This window comes from Duganella callida (assembly GCF_004614165.1).
Lineage (GTDB): Bacteria > Pseudomonadota > Gammaproteobacteria > Burkholderiales > Burkholderiaceae_D > Rugamonas > Rugamonas callida.
In genome coordinates, this window is sequence record NZ_SPVG01000250.1 from 1 (window position 1) to 21,066 (window position 21,066).

Below are 21,066 nucleotides of genomic sequence, written 5' to 3' on the forward strand. Positions count from 1 at the left end.
CCCTGGGGCCGGAGGGCGAGCGCCGCACCGCGCTGTCGGCACGCATCTCGGCCCTGTACCGGGCGCCGGACGGCGTGCTCTGGGCCGGCAACGACGAGGAAGTGTGGAGCGTGGCCGGCGGCCGCGTCGAGCGCTACCCGCTGCCGCCGGACGCCGGCGGCTACGAGGTGCAGGCCATGAGCCGGGCGGCCGGCGGCGGCATGTGGGTGTCGATCGTGCGCGCCGGCCTGTACCTGCTGCGCGATGGGCGCTGGCTGCAACAGGCGATGCTGCCGCCGATCCTGCCCGGCATGGGCGACCAGTTCCCCACCTGCCTGGCCACCGACGCCGACGGCGCGCTGTGGGGCGGCTACATCCGCAACCACATCGCCCGCCTGCGCCAGGGCCGGGTCACGCAGTACGGCCCCGACCACGGCGTGGAGCTGGGCAACGTGCTGACGCTGTACACCGCCGGCGGCCTGCTGTGGGCCGGCGGCGAGCGTGGCGTGGCGTGGCTGGACCACGAGCGCTTCACGACGCTGCACGGCCGCGGCGGCGAAACCTTCCGCGGCATTTCCGGCATCGCCCGCACCGCGCAGGGCGACCTGTGGCTGTTCGGCACCGAGGGCCTGAGCCGCATCGCCGCCGCCGAACTGGCGCGCGCGCTGCGGCAGCCCGGCTACGAAGTGGAATACGAGCGTTACGACGCCCACGACGGCCTGCTGGGCGCGGCCTCGCAGCTGCGTCCCATGCCCTCGCTGGTGGCGGGCGACGACGGCCTGCTGTGGATGGCCACCGCCAACCGCATCAACTGGATCGATCCGGGACGGTTGACGCATAATCCGGTCGCGCCGCCGGTGCTGGTGCGCGACCTGGCGATCGGCGAGCAGCGCTACAGCCCCCTGCCCGGCCTGACCCTGCCCGAAGGCAGCGACAGCCTGCGCATCGACTACACGGCGCTCAGCCTGGGCGTGCCGGAACGGGTGCGCTTCCGCTACCGGCTCGATGGCGTCGACCACGACTGGCAGGATCCCGGCACGCGCCGCCAGGCGTTCTACACCAACCTGGCGCCCGGCAGCTACCGCTTTCACGTGATGGCCGCCAACGAGGACGGCGTATGGAATCCGCAGGAAGCGCAGCTGGCCTTCACCATCCCGCCCACCTTCGCGCAGAGCGCCTGGTTCAAGCTGCTGTGCGCTTTGGCCGCGGGCGGCGCGCTGTTCGCGGCGTACCGCCTGCACCTGCGCCACGTGACGCGCCGGCTGCGCATTCGTCTGGAAGACCGTGCCGACGAGCGCGAACGCATCGCCCGCGCGCTGCACGACACCTTCCTGCAGAGCGTGCAGGGGCTGATGCTGCGCGTGCAGACCCTGCTCAAGCGTCTGCCGGCCGGCGGCGAAGCGCACCAGCTGGTGGAAAAAATCCTCAACCAGGCCGACGACGTGCTGGCGGAAGGCCGCAACCAGGTGCGCGGCCTGCGCGACGCCGGCAGCTACCAGCACGAGCTGCCACGTTTGTTCACCGAGCTGGGACAGCATCTGCGCGAAGAACAGGCGGCCGACTTCGTGGTGATCGTCACCGGCCAGCCGACCGCGCTGGACGAGGTGGCGGCCGAACACCTGTACCACATCGGCCGCGAGGCGCTGCTGAACGCCTTCCGCCATTCGGGCGCCAGCCGCATCGAACTGGAACTGGGTTATGCCAGCCAGTTCGTCACGCTGCAGGTACGCGATGACGGCCGCGGCATCGATGAACAGGTGCTGGCGGCCGGCGAACGGCCCGGCCACTGGGGCCTGATCGGCATGCGCGAGCGCGGCGCCAAGATCGGCGCCACGCTGGAGCTGCGCTGCCGTCCGGGCATGGGCACGGTGGTGCACGTGGTGACGCCGGCCGCGACGATTCATCTGCACCAGCCGGGACCGCTGCGGCGCTGGCTGCGGCGCGAGGCCGCCTAAGCACCCGGCCGCTTACTGCACCACGCCGCAGGAATGCAGGTCGAGGATGCCGCGCTCGATGGCCAGCGTCACCGCGTGGGTGCGGTCGCTGGCATTCAGCTTGGCCAGGATGCTCTTCATGTGCACCTTGACGGTTTCCTCGGAAATCACCAGGTGCATGCCGATGCGCTTGTTGCTCTGGCCACCGGCCACCAGCTGCAGCACCTCCACTTCGCGCTTGCTCAGCGCGCCCTCGTGCCAGTGCTCGGCGATGCCGCTGGCCACGGCGGCCGGGATGCTGCGCCGGCCCTCGTGCACGCAGCGGATGGTCGCCAGCAGTTCGCGCCGCAGCATGCTCTTTAACAGATAGCCGGCGGCGCCGGCGGAAATCGCGCGCTGCGCCAGCACGTCGCCCTCGTAGGTGGTCAGCACCACGATGCGGGCGTTGGGGAACTCCTTGCGGATGGCGATGGTGGCGTCGATGCCGTTCATGTCGGGCATCTGGATGTCCATCAGCGTCACGTCGGGCTGCAGGCGGCGATAGGCGTCGAGCGCCTGTACACCGTTGGTGGCCTCGGCCACCAGCCGCATGTCGTCTTCGTCGGCGATCACGCTGGCTATGCCTTCGCGGAACATCGGATGGTCATCCACGCTGAGGATGGAGATCGGCGGGGTCGGGGCCGGGGTCATGAGATTCTCTCGAATAAATTTCGGGCGTGTAGCCTAATCATGCCACATCCGCAACCATGACACTATACCTCCATTTGGGTAGAGGCTACCTCCCGGATCGGGGCGTGGCAAAAACCGGTGAAACGCTTAACCTTCTGTTCAGCATAGCGTATCCATGTGAGAGGCAAACGAACATGCGGGGATTCAGCTCCGGTTTTCCGCGCGGGAGCGCGGGCGTTGGCCTCCTGCTGTTAAGGGTGGCGGTCGGCTTGCAGCTGCTTGCCGAAAATGGCTGCACCGGCGCCACGCCCTGGTGGCTGGCGGCGGTCGAACTGGTCGTCGGCCTGGCGCTGGTGTCGGGCATGCTGACGCCCATCGCCAGCCTGCTCAGCGGCGCTTACCAGATGGTGTGCCTGGGGCACGCCACCTGGAGCCATGCGGCGCCGCTGCTGATCGCCGTGATCACGGCGATTGCCCTGGTCCTGCTGGGCGCGGGGGCGTATTCGCTGGACGCCCGCCTGTTCGGGCGGCGCCGGCTGGTGCTGCCGCTGAACCACATGGAACGCGACTGATTCTGGTTTTTTATTTTAGGAGAGTGACATGCGAATGGATAACCGAACCTGGCCACAGACCGCCGTCGGCGGTACCGGTAACACCAACGCCATCGTCCAACAAGGCGACAAAGTCCAAGTGCTGATCGCACACGCGGACCCGATAGTCAGCGCCGGCGTGGCCGCGCTGCTGGGCGCGCACGGCGATATGCACATCACCACCGTGGCCGCCGCCGACGCGGTCGGCCACGGTGGCGCGGACGTCGTCATCCTCGACCACCGCAACGGCCTGGAACACATGCGCCGTTGCGCCAGCGCGCCGCACCACGACACCCCGGCGCGGGTGTTGATCGTGACGCAGCTGGAACGCGAATGGGAAGTGCGCACCGCCATGATGGCCGGCGTGCACGGCTACCTGCTGCAGAACGCCGATCCCGAGCAGCTGCTGACGGCGGTGCGCTCGCTGAGCCGCGGCATGCGCTACCTCAGCGCGGAACTGAGCCGCTGCGTGGCGGACAGCTTCACCCGCATCGGCCTGACCAGCCGCGAAACCGACGTGCTGCAGCTGCTGGCCCAGGGCCAGTGCAACAAGTCGATCGCGCGCGAACTGGGCATCGGCGTCGGCACCGTCAAGACCCACGTCAAAGGTCTTTTTGACAAGCTTGGCGCCACGGCACGCACCCACGCCGTGGTGCTGGCCGCGCGCCGCGGCCTGGTCAGCGACTCGTTCCTGACCAATAATCCGCATTGATGGCGTTGCCGTATCGGGCAAATCCCCTGTAAAATCAGGGGATGCATGCCCAGGCCCTTTCCATGAACACGCCAAAACGCCAGTCGCGCTACCAGCGCGTCATGATGTTTTTCGTGCTGCTGTTCCTGGCGCTGCAACTGCTGGGAGCGAATTCCCACACCCACGCCTACACCGACCACGAACCGGATTGCGCGGCCTGCTCGGTGGTGCACCTGCCCGCGGGCGGCGTGCCGCCGCTGGCGCTGGCGCTGCTGCCGGTGGCGCCGCAGGCCGGCGTGGCACTGGTCATGCCGGCCGTCCCGGTGCGTACGGCACGCAATGAATACCTGACGCCTCCCTCCCACGCGCCGCCCGGCGTTGCTGTTTCTTCCATCTGAACTTTTTAATATCGGCTGCCGCCTGCGCCTGATCGGGCCATTGCGCCGCCACGTCTGAACATTCGAGGATTGAACATGCAACACACGCCACAACTCCGCACCCTGCCGCTGCTGATCGCCGCCGCTTTCTACGCCCACCACGCCCTGGCCGAAGACGCGGCGCCTGCGCCCGATGTCATGCCGTCGGTGGAAGTCACCGCCGCCCACCTGAAAAGCGCCCGCATCGACCTGTCGCCGAACGTCGGCACCACCATCTACAGCATCGACAAGCACATGGTCGACCAGTTGGGCCAGGGCGACAACACGCCCTTCAATGAAGTGCTGCTGCGCTTGCCGGGCGTGAGCCAGGATTCCAAAGGCTCGGGCTCGATCCACGTGCGCGACGACCATGGCAACGTGCAGTACCGCGTCAACGGCGTGCAGCTGCCGGAGTCGATCAGCGGTTTCGGTCAATCGATTGACACCCGTTTCGTCGAGTCGACCGATTTCATCACCGGCGCGCTGCCGGCCCAATTCGGCCTGCGCACCGCCGGCATCGTCGACATCCAGACCAAGGAAGGCCAGCCGAAATCGGGCGGCCGCGTGGGTGTGCTGGTCGGCAGCCACGATCACGTCGAGCCGAGCGCGGAATTCTTCGGCACCCAGGGCGCGTTCAATTACTACCTGTCCGGCAGCTACCTGTCGAACGGGCTCGGCATCGAAAATCCGCTGCCTACCCGCAGCGCGCTGCACGACAAGACCAGGCAGTCGAAATCCTTCGGCGCGCTGTCGTACTTTTTGGACGATAACACCCGACTCGGCCTGATGTTCGGCACCTACAACGGCCGCTTCCAGATCCCCAACAATCCGGCGCAGGAACCGGCGTTCGCCATCGGCGGCGCCACGCCGCCGGCTTCGTCGCAGCTGGATGAGAACCAGCGCGAGAAGAACCGCTTCGTGGTGCTGTCGCTGCAGAAGAGCATGGGCGATTTCAATTACCAGCTGTCGGGCTTTCACCAGTATTCGGAACTGCGCTACATTCCGGATGCGCTGGGCGACCTGGCCTACAACGGCGTATCGTCCAACACGCTGCGCTCGAACGCCTCCAGCGGCACCCAGTTCGACGCCAGTTACAAGCTGAATGAGGCCCACACCCTGCGCGCCGGCCTGGCCTACACGCGCCAGACCACGCACAGCGACAACAGCGTCAGCGTGTTCGACATGAACGACGACGGCACCCAGGCCAGCACCACGCCACGCACCATCGTCGACAATGGCGGCAAGACCGGCCACTCCTCCAGCGTCTACCTGCAGGACGAATGGCATATCGGCGCGCCGCTGACGGTCAATTACGGCGTACGCTTCGACAAGGTGGCTGCCTTCGTCGACGAACAGCAATGGAGCCCGCGCGTCAATGTCGCCTACCAGCTGGCCAAGGGCACGGCGCTGCACGCCGGCTACTCGCGTTACTTCACGCCGCCGCCGCAGGAACTGGCGGCGCAGTCGAGCATCGACAAGTACGCCGGCACCTCGAACGCGCCGGAGGTGGCAGCCTCGGACAACGTGCGCTCGGAACGCACCCATTATTTCGACGTGGGCCTGAGCCACCAGTTCAGCGAGCAGCTGACCTTCACCGCTGACGCCTACTACAAGCGCATCCGCAACATGCTCGATGAAGGCCAGTTCGGCCAGGCGCTGATACTGTCGCCGTTCAATTACGACCGCGGTTTCGCCAAGGGCCTGGAACTGTCGGCCGTCTACAACCAGAAGAACTGGGGCGGCTTCCTCAACGTCACCACGCAGAAGGCGGAAGCGAGCAACATCGTTTCCGGCCAGGCCCTGTTCGGCCAGGACGAACTCGATTACATCGCCAACCACTACGTGCACGTCGATCACGACCAGACCGTGTCGGTGTCGGGCGGCGCCCATTACCACTGGGGCGACAACCAGGTCAGCGGCGACGTCCTGTACGGCAGCGGCCTGCGCATGACGCCGGACGGCGGCGCGCCGAACTCCGGGCACCTGCCGCGCTACGCCACCGTCAACCTGGCGCTGACCCATACCTGGAAAGCCACGCCGGTCGGCACGGTCGAGGGCCGCCTGGCGCTGATCAACGCCTTCGACAAGGTTTATCTGCTGCGCGACGGTTCCGGCATCGGCGTCGGCGCGCCGCAGTATGGCGAGCGCCGCTCGCTGTACGCCGGGATTTCGACCAGTTTTTAAATATAGTTAGGAGTCCTTGTCAATTAAATCCGGCCGTGTATAATGCCACGCATGGACACCAAAACCGACAAGCCGTGGCAGGATACGCCTGATGTCTCAGCGCGCATCGTTACCGCTATCGGGCGCATCGCCAGTGTGATGCGCTCCGGTATGTGGGAATTCGCCACGGCCGAAAACCTGAATCCCACCCAGGCCGAGATGCTGCAGCTGCTGCAGGGTCGTACCCAGGGTGTGCGCCTGTCCTGGCTCGCATCGCAGTTGTCGATCAGCGCCGCCAGTGCCAGCGATTCGGTGTCGGCGCTGGTGGCCAAGGGTTTGCTGGTCAAAGCCCGCGCCGAGGACGATGGTCGCGCCACCGCACTGTTCCTGACACCGGAAGGTGCAGTGATGGCGGCCCGCATCGGCAGCGCCCTCGGTTTCGCCGAACAGGCCGCGGCCGCCCTGCCCGCGTCACAGCAGGCGGAGCTGCTGACCGGTCTGTTCAAACTGATCTCCCAGTTGCAGAAGACCGAACGTTTTCCCGAAATGCGCGCCTGTTTGTCGTGCCGGTTCTTTGAACCGAACCGCCATCCGGGCAAGGCTGCGCCGCACCACTGCAATCTGGTGGATGCACCATTGTCGGTACCGCTGCTGCGCATGGATTGTCAGGAGCATCAACCAGCCGAGCCGGCGGCCAAGGCCCGGAACTGGAAAGTGTTTGCATAGGGTTGCCACCAGATCCTGCGCAATTTTTTTTGGCTATATTAGTTAGGACTCCTATTTTAAACCACTGAAAGGAATCACCATGTCCCGCATCGCTCTCGTTACCCCCGCCGACACCACCGGCGAACGCCAACAACTGCTGGCCCAGATTCAGAGCGCATTTGGCGCCACGCCCAACATGTTCAAGGCCGTGGCCAATTCCACCGCCGCGCTGAAAAGCATGTGGGGCGCGTTCGGCGCCCTGGGCGGCGGCGTGATTCCGGCCAAGCTGGGCGAACAGATCGCCGTCGCCATTGCCGACCGCAATGAATGCGAATACTGCCTGGCCGCGCATACGGTCCTGGGCCGCAAGGCCGGCGCCAGCGCCGATGAAATGAGCGCGGCGCAGGCCGGCCGGTCGGACGATCCGAAGACCGCCGCCGCGCTGCGCTTCGCCACCGCCGTGGTCAACAACCGCGCCCAGATCGGCGACGAGGAAGTGGCCGGCCTGCGCGCCGTCGGTTTCAGCGACGAAGAAATCATGGAGATCCTGGCGCATGTGGCGCTCAACCTGTTCACCAACTACGTGAACGTGGCGTTCCAGGTGCCGGTCGATTTCCCTGCCGTCAAACTGCGCGCCAAGTAAGGAGCGGCCATGTACCCTGTCGCCCCGGAATTGCAGGTCGAATCCTGGCTCAACGCGGCACTGCCGTTGTCGCTGGCGCAGTTGCGCGGCAAAGTGGTGGTGATCCACGCCTTCCAGATGCTGTGCCCCGGCTGCGTCTCGCACGGCATCCCGCAGGCCAGGACCATCCGCGCCACTTTTGCGGAGCAGGACGTGGCGGTGCTCGGACTGCACTCGGTGTTCGAGCATCATGCGGTGATGAACCGCGCCGCGCTGGAAGCCTTCGTGCAAGAGTACCGCATCGACTTCCCGGTGGCGATCGACCGGCCTTCCGGTGACGAACCGGCATGATTATCCTGTAACGTATAATCGGCGCGTGCCGGCGCTTGCCGGCACTTCCAGATTAATTATTTTGTAACGTATAATCAACCATCCGGATAATAATAGTTCTCGTTACATGATCGATCTCGCGCTGGTACTTTACCTGGTAGTGATACTGCCGTCGATGCGGCTGTGGCGCAGCCTGCAAAAGTCCATCACGCCGCGCCGTCCGCGCGTGCAGGTGTATGGCACGGCCATCCGCGAAATCGCCATCCTGCTGGTGGCCCTGCTGCTGGCCAGTTGGTGGAGCGGCCATGGCGCCGCGGACCTGGGACTGGCGCCGCCGGATTCCGGCGCCGCGCTATGGTGCCTGCTGATACCGGCCATCCTCCTGCCGCTGCTGCACTATGCCGGCAAGCTGCGCCAGCGCAGCCTGAATCCCGAGCAACTGGCGGCGGACTATGAACGCCTGCGCCGGGACGAAAGCCTGCCGCGCACCAAACGCGAACTGAATCTGTATCTGGTGCTGTCGGTGTTCCTCGGCGCCGGCTGGGAACTGCTGTACCGCGGCTTCCTGCTGCTGGCGCTGACGCCGGTGATGGGCGTCTGGCGCACCGTGATCATTGCCGGCGTGGCCTACGGCGCGGCCCACGGCTACACCAGCCGCAAGCAGATCGGCGCCAGCATCGTCTCCGCCCTGCTGTTCGCCGGCGGCTATGCGCTGACAGGCAGCCTGTGGTGGCTGATCGTACTGCACACCGGCCTGCCGGCGATGACCGCCATCGCCTACTACAAGATCATCAATCAGGACGATGGCGACAAGGCGCAAGCCGTATCGCCCTGAAGCCACGCAAGCCGTCATTTACATAGTCTCATCGGGAGTTGGGTAAAACATAAAACCACATCTTTGGAGGACGACATGAAGACGCAACGCACGCTACTCGCCGCCAGCCTGGCCGCGGCTTTCTTCGCACCCCAGCTCCGCGCCGCCGATGATGTGCAGTCGGTGGTGGTCACCGCGCAGTCCCGCAAACAGCTGGTGCAGGACGTGCCGATGACCATGCAGGTGCTGTCCACCAAAGATATCGAGGCGATCGGCGCCAAGGACCTGGCGGACCTCAACGGCTACATTCCCGGCCTGGTGGTCGACGCCACCGAACCCACCCAGCCCGGCTTCGGCATACGCGGCGTGCAGGCCGGCGACTTCGGCATCGCCACCGATTCGCCGGTGGGGATTTATGTCGACGGCGTCTACACCGGCAAGACCGGCGGCGCGCTGATGAACTTCATCGACGTCCAGCGCATCGAGGTGATCAAGGGACCGCAAGGCACCCTGTTCGGCCGCAACAGCGCGGCCGGCGCCATCGCCATCGTCACCAACGATCCCGGATTTCAGCTGGACGCCGCCGGCCATCTGAAAGTCGGGCGCTTCAACCGCGCCAATGCGGACGTCATGCTCAACCTGCCGATCAGCGGCACCATGGCGGCGCGCATCGTCGCCGTGCGCGCCGGCAGCGAAGGCTGGGCGGACAACGCCGCCACCGGCAAGAAGTCCGGCGGCGACAAGGACTGGGCCACCCGCATCTCGCTGCGCAAGGACGTCGACGTCGCCAGGGTGGTGCTGGGCCTCGAGCACGAAAACATGGAGCAGTACGGCCGCCCGGCCTTCGGCGTGATCAAGAATCCGGCGCTGCCGCTGGCCGGCTACCGCGGCGTCTACGATGCCGCCTACACCGCCAATTTCGTCGATCCCTTCAGCGCGCCGCTGGCCAATGACCAGCAGGGCAACGAAGGCCGCACGTTCGATGGCGCCAACCTGCGCATCGAAGCGCCGCTGGCCGGTTTGACCTTCAACTCGACCACCGCTTACCGCCGCTTCCAGACCCACAACCTGACCGACAACGACGGCGGCGCGCGGCCCGACCTGTATCTGACCACGCAGGACGCCAAGCGCGCGCGCAGCTTCCAGCAGGAGTTCAAGCTGTCCGGCAAAACCGCTACGCTGGACTGGATCGCGGGCCTGAGCTTCTATCACAACAACGAGCACCAGGACGCCGGCGCCTTCGTCACCACCGGCACGCTGGACACCCTGAGCCAGTTCGCCGGCGGCGATGCCAATTTCGCCATGCTGTTCGGCGGCCTGGCGGCGGCCGGACTGCCCGGCATCCGTCCCGACAGCGTGTTCTCCTGGGACGAAACCCACTACAGCGACGTACGTACCCGCTCCGCCTCGGTCTACGGCGACACCATCTGGCATCTGACGCCGCACACCAACGTCACCGCGGGCCTGCGCTACACGCGCGACAAGAAGCGCATGACCTGGTTCGTGCCGGGCCGCGTGTCGCCGCAGCTGGACGATTTCCTCAATCGCTTCGGGCCGCTGGCCGGGATCGACGCCAGCGCCTTCCCGTCCAACGTCATCTTCGCCACCGCCGCGCAACTGGCCGCCGCGCCGGTCACGCGCGAAAAGGACTGGACCGACTGGAGCCCGCGCCTGGTGCTGGACCATAAGCTCAACCCGGACACCCTGCTGTTCGCCTCCGTCGCGCGCGGCTATCAGGCCGGCGGCTTCAACATCTTCACGCCGCCCAACCCGGCTTCCGCCACGCGCACCGGCCAGGACCCGAGCTTCGAGCCGGAGAAGATGACCAATTTCGAGGCCGGCGTGAAACTGGCGCTGCCGGCCATGCGCGCCACCGTCAACGCCGCGCTGTTTGCCTACAAGTTCAAGAACCTGCAGGACATCCAGCTTTACAGCGTGGGCACGGTGCCGACCTATAACGTGGTGGCCAGCGACCAGAAAGCGCACGGTCTGGACGTCGATGGCCGCATCCGCCTGTCGCCGCGGGTAACGCTGTTCGGCGGCTTCGAATACATAGACCAGACCTACACCCGCTATCAGCGCCTGGACGCCGGCGGCAACGTCATGCTGGACCTGGGCGGGCAGCCGGTCGGCACGCCGCGCCTGACCGCTATGGCGGGCGTGAACATGAACTGGGAACTGGCGGCCGGCCGCGCCAGCGTCAATTTCCAGGGCACGCACTCCACCGCGCAGCGCTGCAATACCGATACGGCGGACCTGAGCTGCCTGACGACGGCGACACTGAAGACCGGCCGCGCGCAAAGCAAATACGATCTGCGCCTGGGCTGGGACAGCCCCGGCTCGCGCTACGGCGTCGCGCTCATCGTGAACAACGTGTTCGACCAGCGTTATGTACAATCGCTCGGGGGGCAAACCGAGCAATACGGCGCGCCATATGCATATCTGACGCCGCCGCGCGCGATCGGCGTCGAATTCAGGGCCAGCATGTAATGTCATCAAAAACCGGACCGGCTGTTGCGGCAGCGTTGGTGGTGGTAGCGGTCGTGGCGGGCGGTGCGGCGACACTGGCGGTGCGGCCGCCGGAGTTGCTGCGGGTCGGCGCCAACTACGGCGCCAAGATCGTGTGCTCGAATGTCTTCATCGCCGGGCGCGATGCGCAGGCCGTGCTGGCCGACGACGTGCAGGCGCCCGGCCATCCCGTCCTCAAACATCTGCGCGTCAGCGTGGATGCGCAGCGCAAGCTGGTGCGCACCCAGTTCTTCGGTTTCGTCGGCGACGGCATGGCCATTTACCGGCCCGGCACCGGCTGCGCGGCGGTGCCCGATGGCGACGTGGCGCAGGCATCGCAATACCAGTTCAATCCTTTGCCGATCTGGGCGCCCTCGCCCAACGTGCCCTGGCCCACGGGTTCGCAGGCGCAGACCGATGCGGCCGTGCAGGCGGTGCTGGACCAGGATGCGCTGGCGGGACCGGGCATGCGCGGCATGGCGGTGATCCATCGCGGACGGCTGGTGGCGCAGCGCTATGGCGCGGGCTTCAGCGCAGCCACGCCGCTGCTGGGCTGGTCGATGACCAAGACCGTCAGTGCGGCGCTGGTCGGGATGCAGATCGCCGAGGGCAAGCTGTCGATGCAGCAGAGCGGCTTCTGGCCGGACAAAAGCGACAACCGCTCGCCCATCATGCTGGCGCAGCTGATGTCCATGAGCAGCGGCCTGCGCTGGAACGAGGAATATGGCGACGTCTCCGACGTCACCCGCATGCTGTACCTGGAGCCGGACATGGCCGGCTTCGCGATGGGGCAGCCGCTGGAGCAGGCGCCCGGCACCAGCTGGAACTATTCGAGCGGCACCACGGTGTTGATGTCGCGACTGTGGCAGAACGCGGCGGCGGGCAAGGCCCACAGCCCGACGTCGCCGGCGGTGCTGTCGCTGCCGCACGACCGCCTGTTCGCGCCACTCGGCATGAACAGCGCGGTCATCGAAGCCGATGCGCGCGGCAATCTGGTCGGCTCCAGTTACATGTACGCCACCACGCACGACTGGGCGCGCTTCGGCCAGTTCCTGCTGCAGGAAGGCGTCTGGCAGGGCAAGCGCATCCTGCCCGCGGGATTTGTCGGCATGATGCAGCAGGCGGCGGCGATATCGGGCGGGCAGTACGGACAAGGCCAGGTATGGCGCTGGGGACCGTCCGGCAATACGCCGGAAGGACAGAATCCCGATACACGCTTCCAGCTGCCGGCCGACACCTACTGGATGGAAGGCCATGATGGACAGAGCATCGCCGTGGTGCCGTCGCGTCAGCTGGTGCTTGTGCGCCTGGGTCTGACGCCGCACAAGCTGCTGTATCAGCCGCAGGCGCTGCTGGCGGCCGTGCTCAAGGCGGCGCAACCGTGAGCGGCGCCCTGCCATTCGGTCTGCTGCGCCACCACGGCGCGATGCTGCTGGCCGGCGCGCGCATCGTCGGCCACACGCTGCGCCCGCCCGCCGCCGGCACGAACATCGCACCGGTCACGCGCACCATCCCGGCACCGCCCACCGACCTGGTGGCGGAATACCTGGCCTGGGCCGGCGCCGACGGCCGCTATGCGGGCGAACTGCCGCCGCACATGGTGTCGCAATGGAGCCTGCCGCTGGTCGGCGAACTGCTGCTGCGCACGGCGTACAAGCTGACCAGCGTGATCAACCAGGGTGTCGACTTGCGCGTGCGCGGCCCGCTGCCGCGCGGCGTGCCGCTGCGGCTCAGCGCCGCCATCGAGAAGATGGAGGAAGCGCCGGGGCGCGCCAAAGTCGTGGTGGTCGTCAGCACCGGCACGACACAGCAGCCGGCGCTGGTGGAGACGCGACTGCACATGAGCTTTTTGCAGCCCGGCCCGCGTCCGCTCAAGACGCCGCAGCCGCCGCGGCCAGCGGAGCCGCAATGGCACACCGCCGGCAGCTGGCGGGCCGACCGGCGTGACGGCCTGCACTTCGCCCTGCTGACCGGTGACTTCAACCCCATACACTGGTGCGCCCCGCTGGCGCGGCAATCCGTCTTCAAGGGCATGGTGCTGCACGGCTTCGGCAGTCTCGTGCGCAGCTACGAGGTGCTGATGCGGCATGGCCTCGCGTTCAGCGAAATCGAAGTGCGCTTCCTTAAACCGGTGCCCCTGCCCTCGCCCATGCTGTGCGTGCAGGTCGGGGATACCAGCCGTGCCCCCCATGCACAGGCGCCAGACGCCGATATGGCGGAAGCGCCTGCCGGCTGGTGCGCATTGCGCCTGGTCAGCGGTGGTGATGGCGATGGCGACACGGTGCATTTGGCCGGGCGCCTGCGCTGACCGCATTGCGCGCCAGGCGCCGGGCCGTCTGCCGCCCTAGCGGCATTTGCCGCGCACGGCGGCGGCGATGAGCCAGGGCAGCGCGTACGGCCCCACCACGGCGATCGGGCCGATGGTGGCAGGCTGCAGTCTGAGCGCATCGCCGTGCAGGCAGTCCGGCACCTTGGCCTCGTCGAACGCCGCGCTCATGCGGGCCGAAGTGCTGTCGCCGCTGCGGTAAGCCGGGCCCTGTTGCTTGTCGGCCGGCAGCGGGCGCGGATCCTCGGCGATGGTGTCGCGCACCGCCTTCCTGATCACCTCATCGGTCAGGCCGGGCTTCTCCGGCGCGCCCAGATCCGGCGCCACCGGCTGCTGCTGCGGCCCCGCCAGGCTCAATCCGTGCACGGCGCACAAAAGAACGATAAGCGTGGTCTTCATGCGTTGATTCTGCCACGCCGGCCTTGCGTGCGTCACCATAGTTACAATTTTTTTAAAATATCCGGCAAACCAGACCAGGGAGAAGATATGTCGGATTGGACCAGCGGTTACGTCGCGGATATCGCCTATACCTACGGCTACTACGCCGAATTGAACCCGCTGCGCGCGCGCCTGCTGCTGTTGAATTCGCGGCTGGTGCCGCCGCGCGTGGGCACGGCGTGCGAACTGGGCTTCGGCCAGGGCGTCAGCGTCAACATTCATGCCGCCGCCTCCGGCACGCGCTGGTACGGCACCGACTTCAATCCCTCCCAGGCCGGCTTTGCCCAACAGCTGGCATCGAGCTACAGCGATGGCGCGCAGCTCTACGATCAGGCGTTCGCCGAATTCTGCGCCCGCGACGACCTGCCCGACTTCGACTACATCGCCCTGCACGGCATCTGGAGCTGGATCTCCGACCACAACCGCGACGTCATCGTCGACTTCCTGCGCCGCAAACTCAAGGTGGGCGGCATCCTCTACCTCAGCTACAACACCCAGCCCGGCTGGACCGCCATGGTGCCGGTACGCGACCTGCTGACGCGCCACGCCGAGATCATGACCTCGCCCGGCGCCGGCATGGTGGCCAAGGTCGACAACGCCATCACCTTCGCGCGCAAGCTGTGGGCCGCCAATCCGGCCTTCGCCAGGGCCCATCCGCAAGTGGCGGAGCGGCTCAAGGCGATCGAGGCGCAGGACCGCCATTACGTCGCCCACGAATACTTCAACCGCGACTGGCTGCCCATGTCGTTCGCCAAGGTGGCCGACTGGCTGGAACACGCCAAGCTGAATTTCGCCTGCTCCGCCACCGCCGCCGAGCATGTCCCGGAAGTCCAGCTGACGGCCGAACAGCGCGCCCTGCTGGACGAGCTGCCGGACCCGGTGTTCCGCCAGAGCGTGCGCGATTTCATGATCAACCAGCAGTTCCGCCGCGATTACTGGGTCAAGGGGCCGCGCCAGCTCACCCCACTGGAGCACGCGGAACAGATCAGCGCCTTGCGCGTGGTGCTGTTCATGCCGGCCGCCGAGGTCGGCTACACGCTGAACAGCATCCTGGGCCAGGTTACCTTGAGTGAGGCGATCTACAAGCCGGTACTGCAGCTGCTGGCCGACCACCAGCCGCGCACCATCGGCCAGCTGGCGCAGGCGCTGCGCGAGTATCAGATATCGCTGGCGCAGGTGCAGCAGGCGGCCATCGTATTGATGGAAAAAGGCGCACTGGCGGTCGCCCAGGATGACGAGGCCATCGCCCGCTGCAGGCCGCGCGCCAGCGCGCTGAACCGCGTGCTGCTGGAGCAGGCGCGCGGCGGCCAGGCCGTGCAGTTTCTGGCCAGTCCGGTGCTGGGCGGCGGCGTCACGGTCGAGCGCATACAGCAGCTGTTTTTGCTGGCGCGCGTGCACGGCAAGGGCCAGCCCGGCGAGCTGGCGGATTACGCCTGGGCGCTGCTCAAGGCACAGGGCCAGGCGCTGGTGAAGGATGGGGCGACGCTGCAGGGCGACGAGCAGAACCTGGCGGAACTCAACGTGCGCGCCGAAGCGTTCAGCGCCACCCGTCTGCCGCTGCTAATCGCCCTCGGCGTGGTGGACTGACGGCGGCGCCACGCATACCCTGTTGCGGCCGCCCTGCTTGGCCGCGTACAGCAGCTTGTCGGCTTCGGCCAGCCAATCGGCCGGCGTGTGCGCCTTGTCCATGAAGGCGACGCCGATCGAGATGGTGATCGGATGCCCCTCCAGCAGCGTGGCGGCGGCGACGGCCGCGCGCAAGCCTTCCGCCAGATGGCCGGCCGCGATCAGGCTGGCGCCGGCGGCGATGATGGCAAACTCCTCGCCGCCGTAACGGAAGATGCGGTCCGACGAGCGCGTGTGGCGGCGCATCAGCTCCGCCAGCCGCACCAGCACCTGGTCGCCGGCGGCGTGGCCATGCTGATCGTTGATCTGCTTGAAATGGTCGAGATCGAGCAGCAGCAGGCTGGCCTCGAGCTGCGGACGGCGTTCCTGCGCATGCTCGGCCAGACGCCGTTCCAGCGCGCGCCGGTTGCCGACGCCGGTCAGGAAGTCGCGCTCCACCGCCGTGTGCAATTCCTGGTTTTGCCGGCCGGTGCGATAGGCAAAGATGTAGGCGAACAGATTCACCAGCCCGATGGTGACGATGATAGTGGCCAGGTTGATGGTCGCCAGTTGCGCGACCAGAATGGCGATCAGTATCAGCAGGCCGACGCTGTTGATGGCCAGCGCCAGCGTCGGCCGCAGCACGAAGTAGGCGGCGATCATGGTCGGATACACCCAGTAGACCAGCGACACGCCGCGCAGATAGACGGTGGCCAGCATGCCGGCCGAGTAAAAGATGGTGACGCCCAGGCTGGCCACCCTGTGACGGCCGGTGCGCCAGACGTGGACGATCACCGCCGACATGGCCAGCACCAGCGCCATGTCCACCGCCGCCGACATCCAGGCGCCGTTGAGCAGCCGATAGATCCCGAACGGCAGGATGCTGGGGATGCTGAGGGCGCACAGCAGCATCAGGATCACTTCCTGCTGGCTGCGCTGGCGCCCGGTGGACCGCCAGCGCCAGCGACTGCGGCCGGCGCTCTCGTCCCCGTTCATGGCATCCCTCAATGCGCGCCTTGCGGAGCCGGTTCGTTCGGCGGCGGCGCGTGCGCGTCGTCGGCCGGCGCGGCTTCCGCCTTGTGTTCGCCCGCCAGGAACATATACATGGCCGGCACCACGAACAAGGTGAACAGGGTGCCGATCGACAGGCCGGTGAAGATCACCAGCCCCATGGCGTGACGCCCGGCCGCGCCGGCGCCGGAGGCGATCACCAGCGGAATCACGCCGAACACCATCGCCGCCGTGGTCATCAGGATGGGCCGCAGGCGGGTCGCCGCCGCTTCCTCGATCGCCTCGCGCTTGGACTTGCCGCCCTCGCGCAGATGGTTGGCCACTTCCACGATCAGGATGCCGTGCTTGGAAATCAGGCCCATCAGCGTCACCAGGCCGACCTGGGTATAGATGTTGATCGAGGCGAAGCCGAGGAAGATGAAGGTCATCGCGCCGAACAGCGCCATCGGCACCGAGAACAGGATCACCACCGGATCGCGGAAGCTTTCGAACTGCGCCGCCAGCGCCAGGAACACGATGATGATCGCGAACAGCATGGTGACCAGGAAGCCGCCCGATTCCTTGGCGTACTGGCGCGATTCGCCGGAGAAGTCGGCGGTGTAGCCGGACGGCGCCACCTGCGCCAGGGTGTCGCGCAGGTACTGCTGGATTTCACCCTGCGAGGCGCCGGTCACGCCCGAGATGGTGGCCGAATTCAGCTGCTGGAAGCGCGTGATCGATTCCGGCTGCACGCTGTACTTGATGCTGGCCACGGTGCTCGCCGGGATCATGTCGCCGTTTGGCGTCTTGATATAGAAGTCCAGCACGTCGCTGGCGTTCAGGCGGTCCACCTGCTGCACCTGCGGGATCACCTTGTAAGAACGGCCGGCGATCGAGAAGTAGTTGACGTAGCCGCCGCCCAGCGCCGCCGCCATGGCGTTGCCGAAGTCCTGCTGCGTCAGCCCCAGCGTGGCCAGCTTGTCGCGGTCCACCTCGACCTTGGCCTGCGGCGTGTCGATCTTCAGGTCGACGTCGACGAAGTAGAACTTGTTGTCCTTACGCGCCTTGTCCAGCACCGCCTGCGCCACCGTGTTCAGGTTCTCGAACGGCTCGGTGGTGGTGATCACGAACTGCACCGGCAGACCGGAGCTGCCGGGCAGCGCCGGGAACTGGAATGCCGCCACGCGGCCGCCGGCGATGTGATTCCACTTGGCCTGCAGCTCCTGCTGGATTTCATGCGCCGAGCGCGAACGCTTGTCCCAGGACTTGAACAGCACGCCGCCGATACCGGCATTGGTGGTCGGCACGCCGGTGATCTGGAACATCTGCTCGTACTCGGGCAGCGACTTGGCCACTTCGAAGATCTGTTTGGCGTAGGTCTGCATCTGGTCGGAAGTGGCGGTCGGCGCGCCGACCACCTGCGACAGCACGATGCCCTGGTCCTCTTCCGGCGCCAGTTCCGACTGCGACATCTTGAACTGCACGATCAGCAGCGCGAACACGATCACGCCGAACACGATCAGCACCGACCAGGTATTCAACAGGCTATGCAGCACGCGCAGATAGCCGTCGTGCACCTTGTTGAACACCTTGTCGATGGCCTGGACGAATTTACCCTCGTCCTGCGTGTGGTCGAAGAAGTGACCGCACATCATCGGCGACAGGGTCAGCGCGACGATGCCGGACACCGCCACCGCGCCGGCCAGCGTGAAAGCGAATTCGGTGAACAGCGCGCCGGTCAGGCCGCCCTGAAAACCGATCGGCACGTACACCGCGATCAGCACCACCGTCATCGCCAGGATCGGACTACCCAGCTCGCGCGCGGCGATGATGGCGGCGTCGAACGGCGCCATGCCCTGCTTCATGTGGCGGTCGACGTTTTCCACCACGATGATGGCGTCGTCCACCACCAGGCCGATGGCCAGCACGATCGCCAGCAGCGTCAGCAGATTGATCGAATACCCCAGCAGCAGCATCACGAAGAAGGTGCCGATCAGCGACAGCGGCATCGCCACCACCGGCACGATCACCGCGCGGAAGCTGCCCAGGAACAGGTAGATCACCACCGTCACGATGATCAGTGCCTCGATCAGGGTCTTGATCACTTCGTCGATGGAGGTGTTGATGAACTCCGTCGAGTCGTACACGATTTCGCCGGTCAGGCCGGTCGGCAGCTGGGATTTGATGCCGGGGAAGGCTTCGCGCACGCGCTTGGCCACATCCAGAATATTCGCCTCCGGTGCCACCTTGATACCGATGAACACCGAACGCACGCCGCTGAACGCCACGTTGAAATCGTAGTTCTCGGAGCCCAGTGTGACGGTGGCGATATCCTCCAGGTGGACGATGGCGCCGCCGCTTTCCTTGATGGCCAGCTGCTTGAACTCATCGACCGTGTGCAGGTCGGTGCCGGCCACCAGCGGCACGGTCACCATCTGCCCCTTGGCGGCGCCCAGGCCGGCCAGGTAGTTGTTCGACGCCAGCGCCGCGCTGACCTCGGCGGCGGTGACGCCGTGGGCCGCCATCTTGCTGGAGTCCAGCCAGGCGCGCAGCGCGAACTGGCGCGCCCCCAGCAGCTCGGCGGTCTGCACGCCCTGGATCGAATCGAGCTTGGGCTTGACCACGCGCAGCAGGAAATCGGTGACGTTATTGGTCGGCAGCGTGTCGCTGTAGAAGCCCATGTACATGGCGTCCGTGGTCTGGCCGGTCTGCACCGTCAGCACCGGCTGCTGCGCCTGTTGCGGCAGCTGGTTCCTGACCGAGTTGACCTGGGTGGTGATCTCGGTCAGCGCGCGGTTGGAATCGTAGTTCAGACGCAGCGTGGCGGTGATCACCGAGACGCCGCTGTTGGACGACGAGGACAGGTAATCGATACCCTGCGCCTGGGCGATGGCCGATTCCAGCGGCTGCGTGATGAAGCCGGCGATGGTCGCCGCATCGGCGCCATAGTAGGTGGTGGAGATGGTCACCACCGCGTTCTGCGTCTTCGGATACTGGTTGATCGGAAGGCTGAACAGCGAGCGCAGGCCAAGCACGACGATCAGCAGGCTGATCACGCTGGCCAGCACCGGCTTCTTGATGAAGATATCGGTAAAGTTCATGCTCTATCCTCAGTGTTCCTGCGGCTTTGGATTGATGTCGTTGGCCGGCAGCACCTTGTTGTCGATTACCGCCGGGGTGCCGTTCTTCAGTTTGAGCTGGCCGCTGGTGACCACCACCTGGCCTTCCTTCAGGCCGGACAGGATGGCCACCTGGTCGCCGCGGGTCGGGCCGGTGGTGACGAACACCTGCTGCGCCACGGCGTAAGGCTGGCCCTTGTCATCCTTCATCACATCCTTGGCGTCGGCCGGCGGCGGCGCCAGCACGAACACGGTGGAACCGTACGGGTTGTAGGTGATGGCGGTCTGCGGCAGGGTCAGATATTTTTTCAGTTCGCCCTGATCCAGGCTGACGTTGGCGAACATGCCCGGCAACAGCTGCCGTTTGGCGTTCGGCACCGTGGCCTGTACCTGCACGTTGCGGGTGGCCGGATCGATCTTCGGATTGATCGAGGTGACTTTGGCCGGGAAGGCCAGGCCGGGATAGGCGTCGGCCGTCAGGTTCAGCTTCTGGCCGAGCGACAGATTGGCCAGGTTCTTTTGCGGCACGAAGAAATCAACGTAGACCGTATCGATGGTCTGCAGCGTCACCAGCTTGTCGCCCGGGTTCAGGTACTGGCCCGGATTGACGGCGGTGATCCCCAGCTTGCCGGAGAACGGCGCGCGGATGGTCTTCTTGTCGACCAGCGCCTTCTGCTGCGCGGCCAGCGCCTGCCTGGCCTTCAGGTCCGCCTCGTCGGCATCGACCTGCGCCTGGCTGATGGCCTGCGCCTGCAGCTGCAGCTTGTCGCGCTTGAGCGTGGTGTTGGCCAGATCGGCGTTGGCCTGCAGCGCGCGCAACTGGGCGATGTCGGAATCGGCGTTCAGCTCGAACAGCACTTCGCCTTTCTTCACCTCGTCGCCGGACTTGAAGCGGATTTCGCGCACCAGGCCGGCGATCTCGGTGGTGACGTCGACGCCGCGCACCGGCGTCAGCGTGCCGACGGAGGTGAGCTGCGGCTGCCATTCGGCGCTGGCCACCTTGGCCGCCGTGACCACCTGGGCGCTCGGCTTGGGCGCGCTGGCGATCAGCTTTTTAATCTGTAAAAACTTCCCGAACGCGAGTACGGCGATCAGTAAAATGACGCATCCCACCATGATCAGCATACGCTTGGTCGTAGGTCGCTTGGCCATGTATCGTTCTCCTGC

Annotated in this window: 17 protein-coding genes and 1 pseudogene; 13 read left to right on the forward strand and 5 right to left on the reverse strand. The window is 66.2% G+C overall.

All coding sequences use genetic code 11. The features are described 5' to 3' along the window. On the forward strand, positions 1 to 1,934 hold a 1,934-nt coding region (locus E4L98_RS25745; protein WP_229257574.1), incomplete at its 5' end, for a sensor histidine kinase. A 12-nt stretch (positions 1,935 to 1,946) separates the two neighbouring features. Here E4L98_RS25745 and E4L98_RS25750 read toward each other — a convergent pair. Further along, complete coding sequence (locus E4L98_RS25750) at positions 1,947 to 2,603, reverse strand: response regulator (RefSeq protein ID WP_135204390.1); 657 nt, start codon at positions 2,601 to 2,603, stop codon at positions 1,947 to 1,949. A gap of 248 nt (positions 2,604 to 2,851) precedes the next feature. On the opposite strand from E4L98_RS25750, the gene E4L98_RS25755 reads away from it, so the two are divergent. The 11 genes and pseudogenes from E4L98_RS25755 (at position 2,852) to E4L98_RS25805 (ending at position 13,729) form a co-directional block, all read left to right on the forward strand. Then, positions 2,852 to 3,154 carry a DoxX family protein gene (locus tag E4L98_RS25755; RefSeq protein ID WP_135204391.1) on the forward strand — a complete coding sequence of 101 codons (303 nt, stop codon included), beginning with the start codon at positions 2,852 to 2,854 and terminating at the stop codon, positions 3,152 to 3,154. Positions 3,155 to 3,182: 28 nt separating this feature from the next. Further along, on the forward strand, positions 3,183 to 3,884 hold the full coding sequence (locus E4L98_RS25760; protein WP_135204392.1) for a LuxR C-terminal-related transcriptional regulator: 702 nt from the start codon (positions 3,183 to 3,185) through the stop codon (positions 3,882 to 3,884). Between the two features lie 62 nt (positions 3,885 to 3,946). Then, positions 3,947 to 4,261, forward strand: coding sequence for a hypothetical protein (locus E4L98_RS25765; protein WP_229257575.1), 315 nt, complete (start codon positions 3,947 to 3,949; stop codon positions 4,259 to 4,261). 75 nt (positions 4,262 to 4,336) lie between these two features. Next, a complete protein-coding gene (locus tag E4L98_RS25770; RefSeq protein ID WP_135204393.1) occupies positions 4,337 to 6,463 on the forward strand; it encodes a TonB-dependent receptor in 2,127 nt (708 codons plus the stop codon). Positions 6,464 to 6,514: 51 nt separating this feature from the next. Then, complete coding sequence (locus E4L98_RS25775) at positions 6,515 to 7,168, forward strand: MarR family transcriptional regulator (protein WP_135204394.1); 654 nt, start codon at positions 6,515 to 6,517, stop codon at positions 7,166 to 7,168. A 79-nt stretch (positions 7,169 to 7,247) separates the two neighbouring features. After that, positions 7,248 to 7,790 carry a carboxymuconolactone decarboxylase family protein gene (locus tag E4L98_RS25780; protein WP_135204395.1) on the forward strand — a complete coding sequence of 181 codons (543 nt, stop codon included), beginning with the start codon at positions 7,248 to 7,250 and terminating at the stop codon, positions 7,788 to 7,790. 9 nt (positions 7,791 to 7,799) lie between these two features. After that, positions 7,800 to 8,114, forward strand: a pseudogene (locus E4L98_RS25785) (redoxin domain-containing protein); the annotation flags it as partial. Positions 8,115 to 8,226: 112 nt separating this feature from the next. Continuing rightward, positions 8,227 to 8,934, forward strand: a complete 708-nt coding sequence (locus E4L98_RS25790) for a CPBP family intramembrane glutamic endopeptidase (protein ID WP_135204397.1) — start codon at positions 8,227 to 8,229, stop codon at positions 8,932 to 8,934. A gap of 75 nt (positions 8,935 to 9,009) precedes the next feature. After that, positions 9,010 to 11,403 carry a TonB-dependent receptor gene (locus E4L98_RS25795; protein WP_229257576.1) on the forward strand — a complete coding sequence of 798 codons (2,394 nt, stop codon included), beginning with the start codon at positions 9,010 to 9,012 and terminating at the stop codon, positions 11,401 to 11,403. A 38-nt stretch (positions 11,404 to 11,441) separates the two neighbouring features. Continuing rightward, a complete protein-coding gene (locus E4L98_RS25800; RefSeq protein ID WP_229257577.1) occupies positions 11,442 to 12,806 on the forward strand; it encodes a serine hydrolase domain-containing protein in 1,365 nt (454 codons plus the stop codon). Continuing rightward, the gene (locus E4L98_RS25805; protein ID WP_229257578.1) at positions 12,803 to 13,729 is read left to right on the forward strand and encodes a MaoC family dehydratase; all 927 of its coding nucleotides are present in this window, start codon (positions 12,803 to 12,805) and stop codon (positions 13,727 to 13,729) included. The genes E4L98_RS25800 and E4L98_RS25805 overlap by 4 nt, the downstream gene beginning before the upstream one ends. A gap of 36 nt (positions 13,730 to 13,765) precedes the next feature. On the opposite strand, the gene E4L98_RS25810 is transcribed toward E4L98_RS25805, so the two are convergent. After that, complete coding sequence (locus E4L98_RS25810) at positions 13,766 to 14,146, reverse strand: hypothetical protein (RefSeq protein ID WP_135204400.1); 381 nt, start codon at positions 14,144 to 14,146, stop codon at positions 13,766 to 13,768. 87 nt (positions 14,147 to 14,233) lie between these two features. Here E4L98_RS25810 and E4L98_RS25815 point away from each other — a divergent pair, with 87 nt between their 5' ends. Further along, positions 14,234 to 15,772 carry a class I SAM-dependent methyltransferase gene (locus E4L98_RS25815; RefSeq protein ID WP_135204401.1) on the forward strand — a complete coding sequence of 513 codons (1,539 nt, stop codon included), beginning with the start codon at positions 14,234 to 14,236 and terminating at the stop codon, positions 15,770 to 15,772. Here E4L98_RS25815 and E4L98_RS25820 read toward each other — a convergent pair. The 3 genes from E4L98_RS25820 to E4L98_RS25830 are packed head-to-tail and all read right to left on the reverse strand — an operon-like array spanning position 15,746 to position 21,051. After that, complete coding sequence (locus E4L98_RS25820; RefSeq protein WP_135204402.1) at positions 15,746 to 16,786, reverse strand: GGDEF domain-containing protein; 1,041 nt, start codon at positions 16,784 to 16,786, stop codon at positions 15,746 to 15,748. The genes E4L98_RS25815 and E4L98_RS25820 overlap by 27 nt on opposite strands. 8 nt (positions 16,787 to 16,794) lie before the next feature. Continuing rightward, positions 16,795 to 19,881 carry an efflux RND transporter permease subunit gene (locus E4L98_RS25825; protein WP_135204403.1) on the reverse strand — a complete coding sequence of 1,029 codons (3,087 nt, stop codon included), beginning with the start codon at positions 19,879 to 19,881 and terminating at the stop codon, positions 16,795 to 16,797. Between the two features lie 9 nt (positions 19,882 to 19,890). Then, positions 19,891 to 21,051: an efflux RND transporter periplasmic adaptor subunit gene (locus E4L98_RS25830; RefSeq protein ID WP_135204404.1), complete on the reverse strand. Its 1,161-nt coding sequence runs from the start codon at positions 21,049 to 21,051 to the stop codon at positions 19,891 to 19,893. Positions 21,052 to 21,066 lie beyond the last annotated feature (15 nt).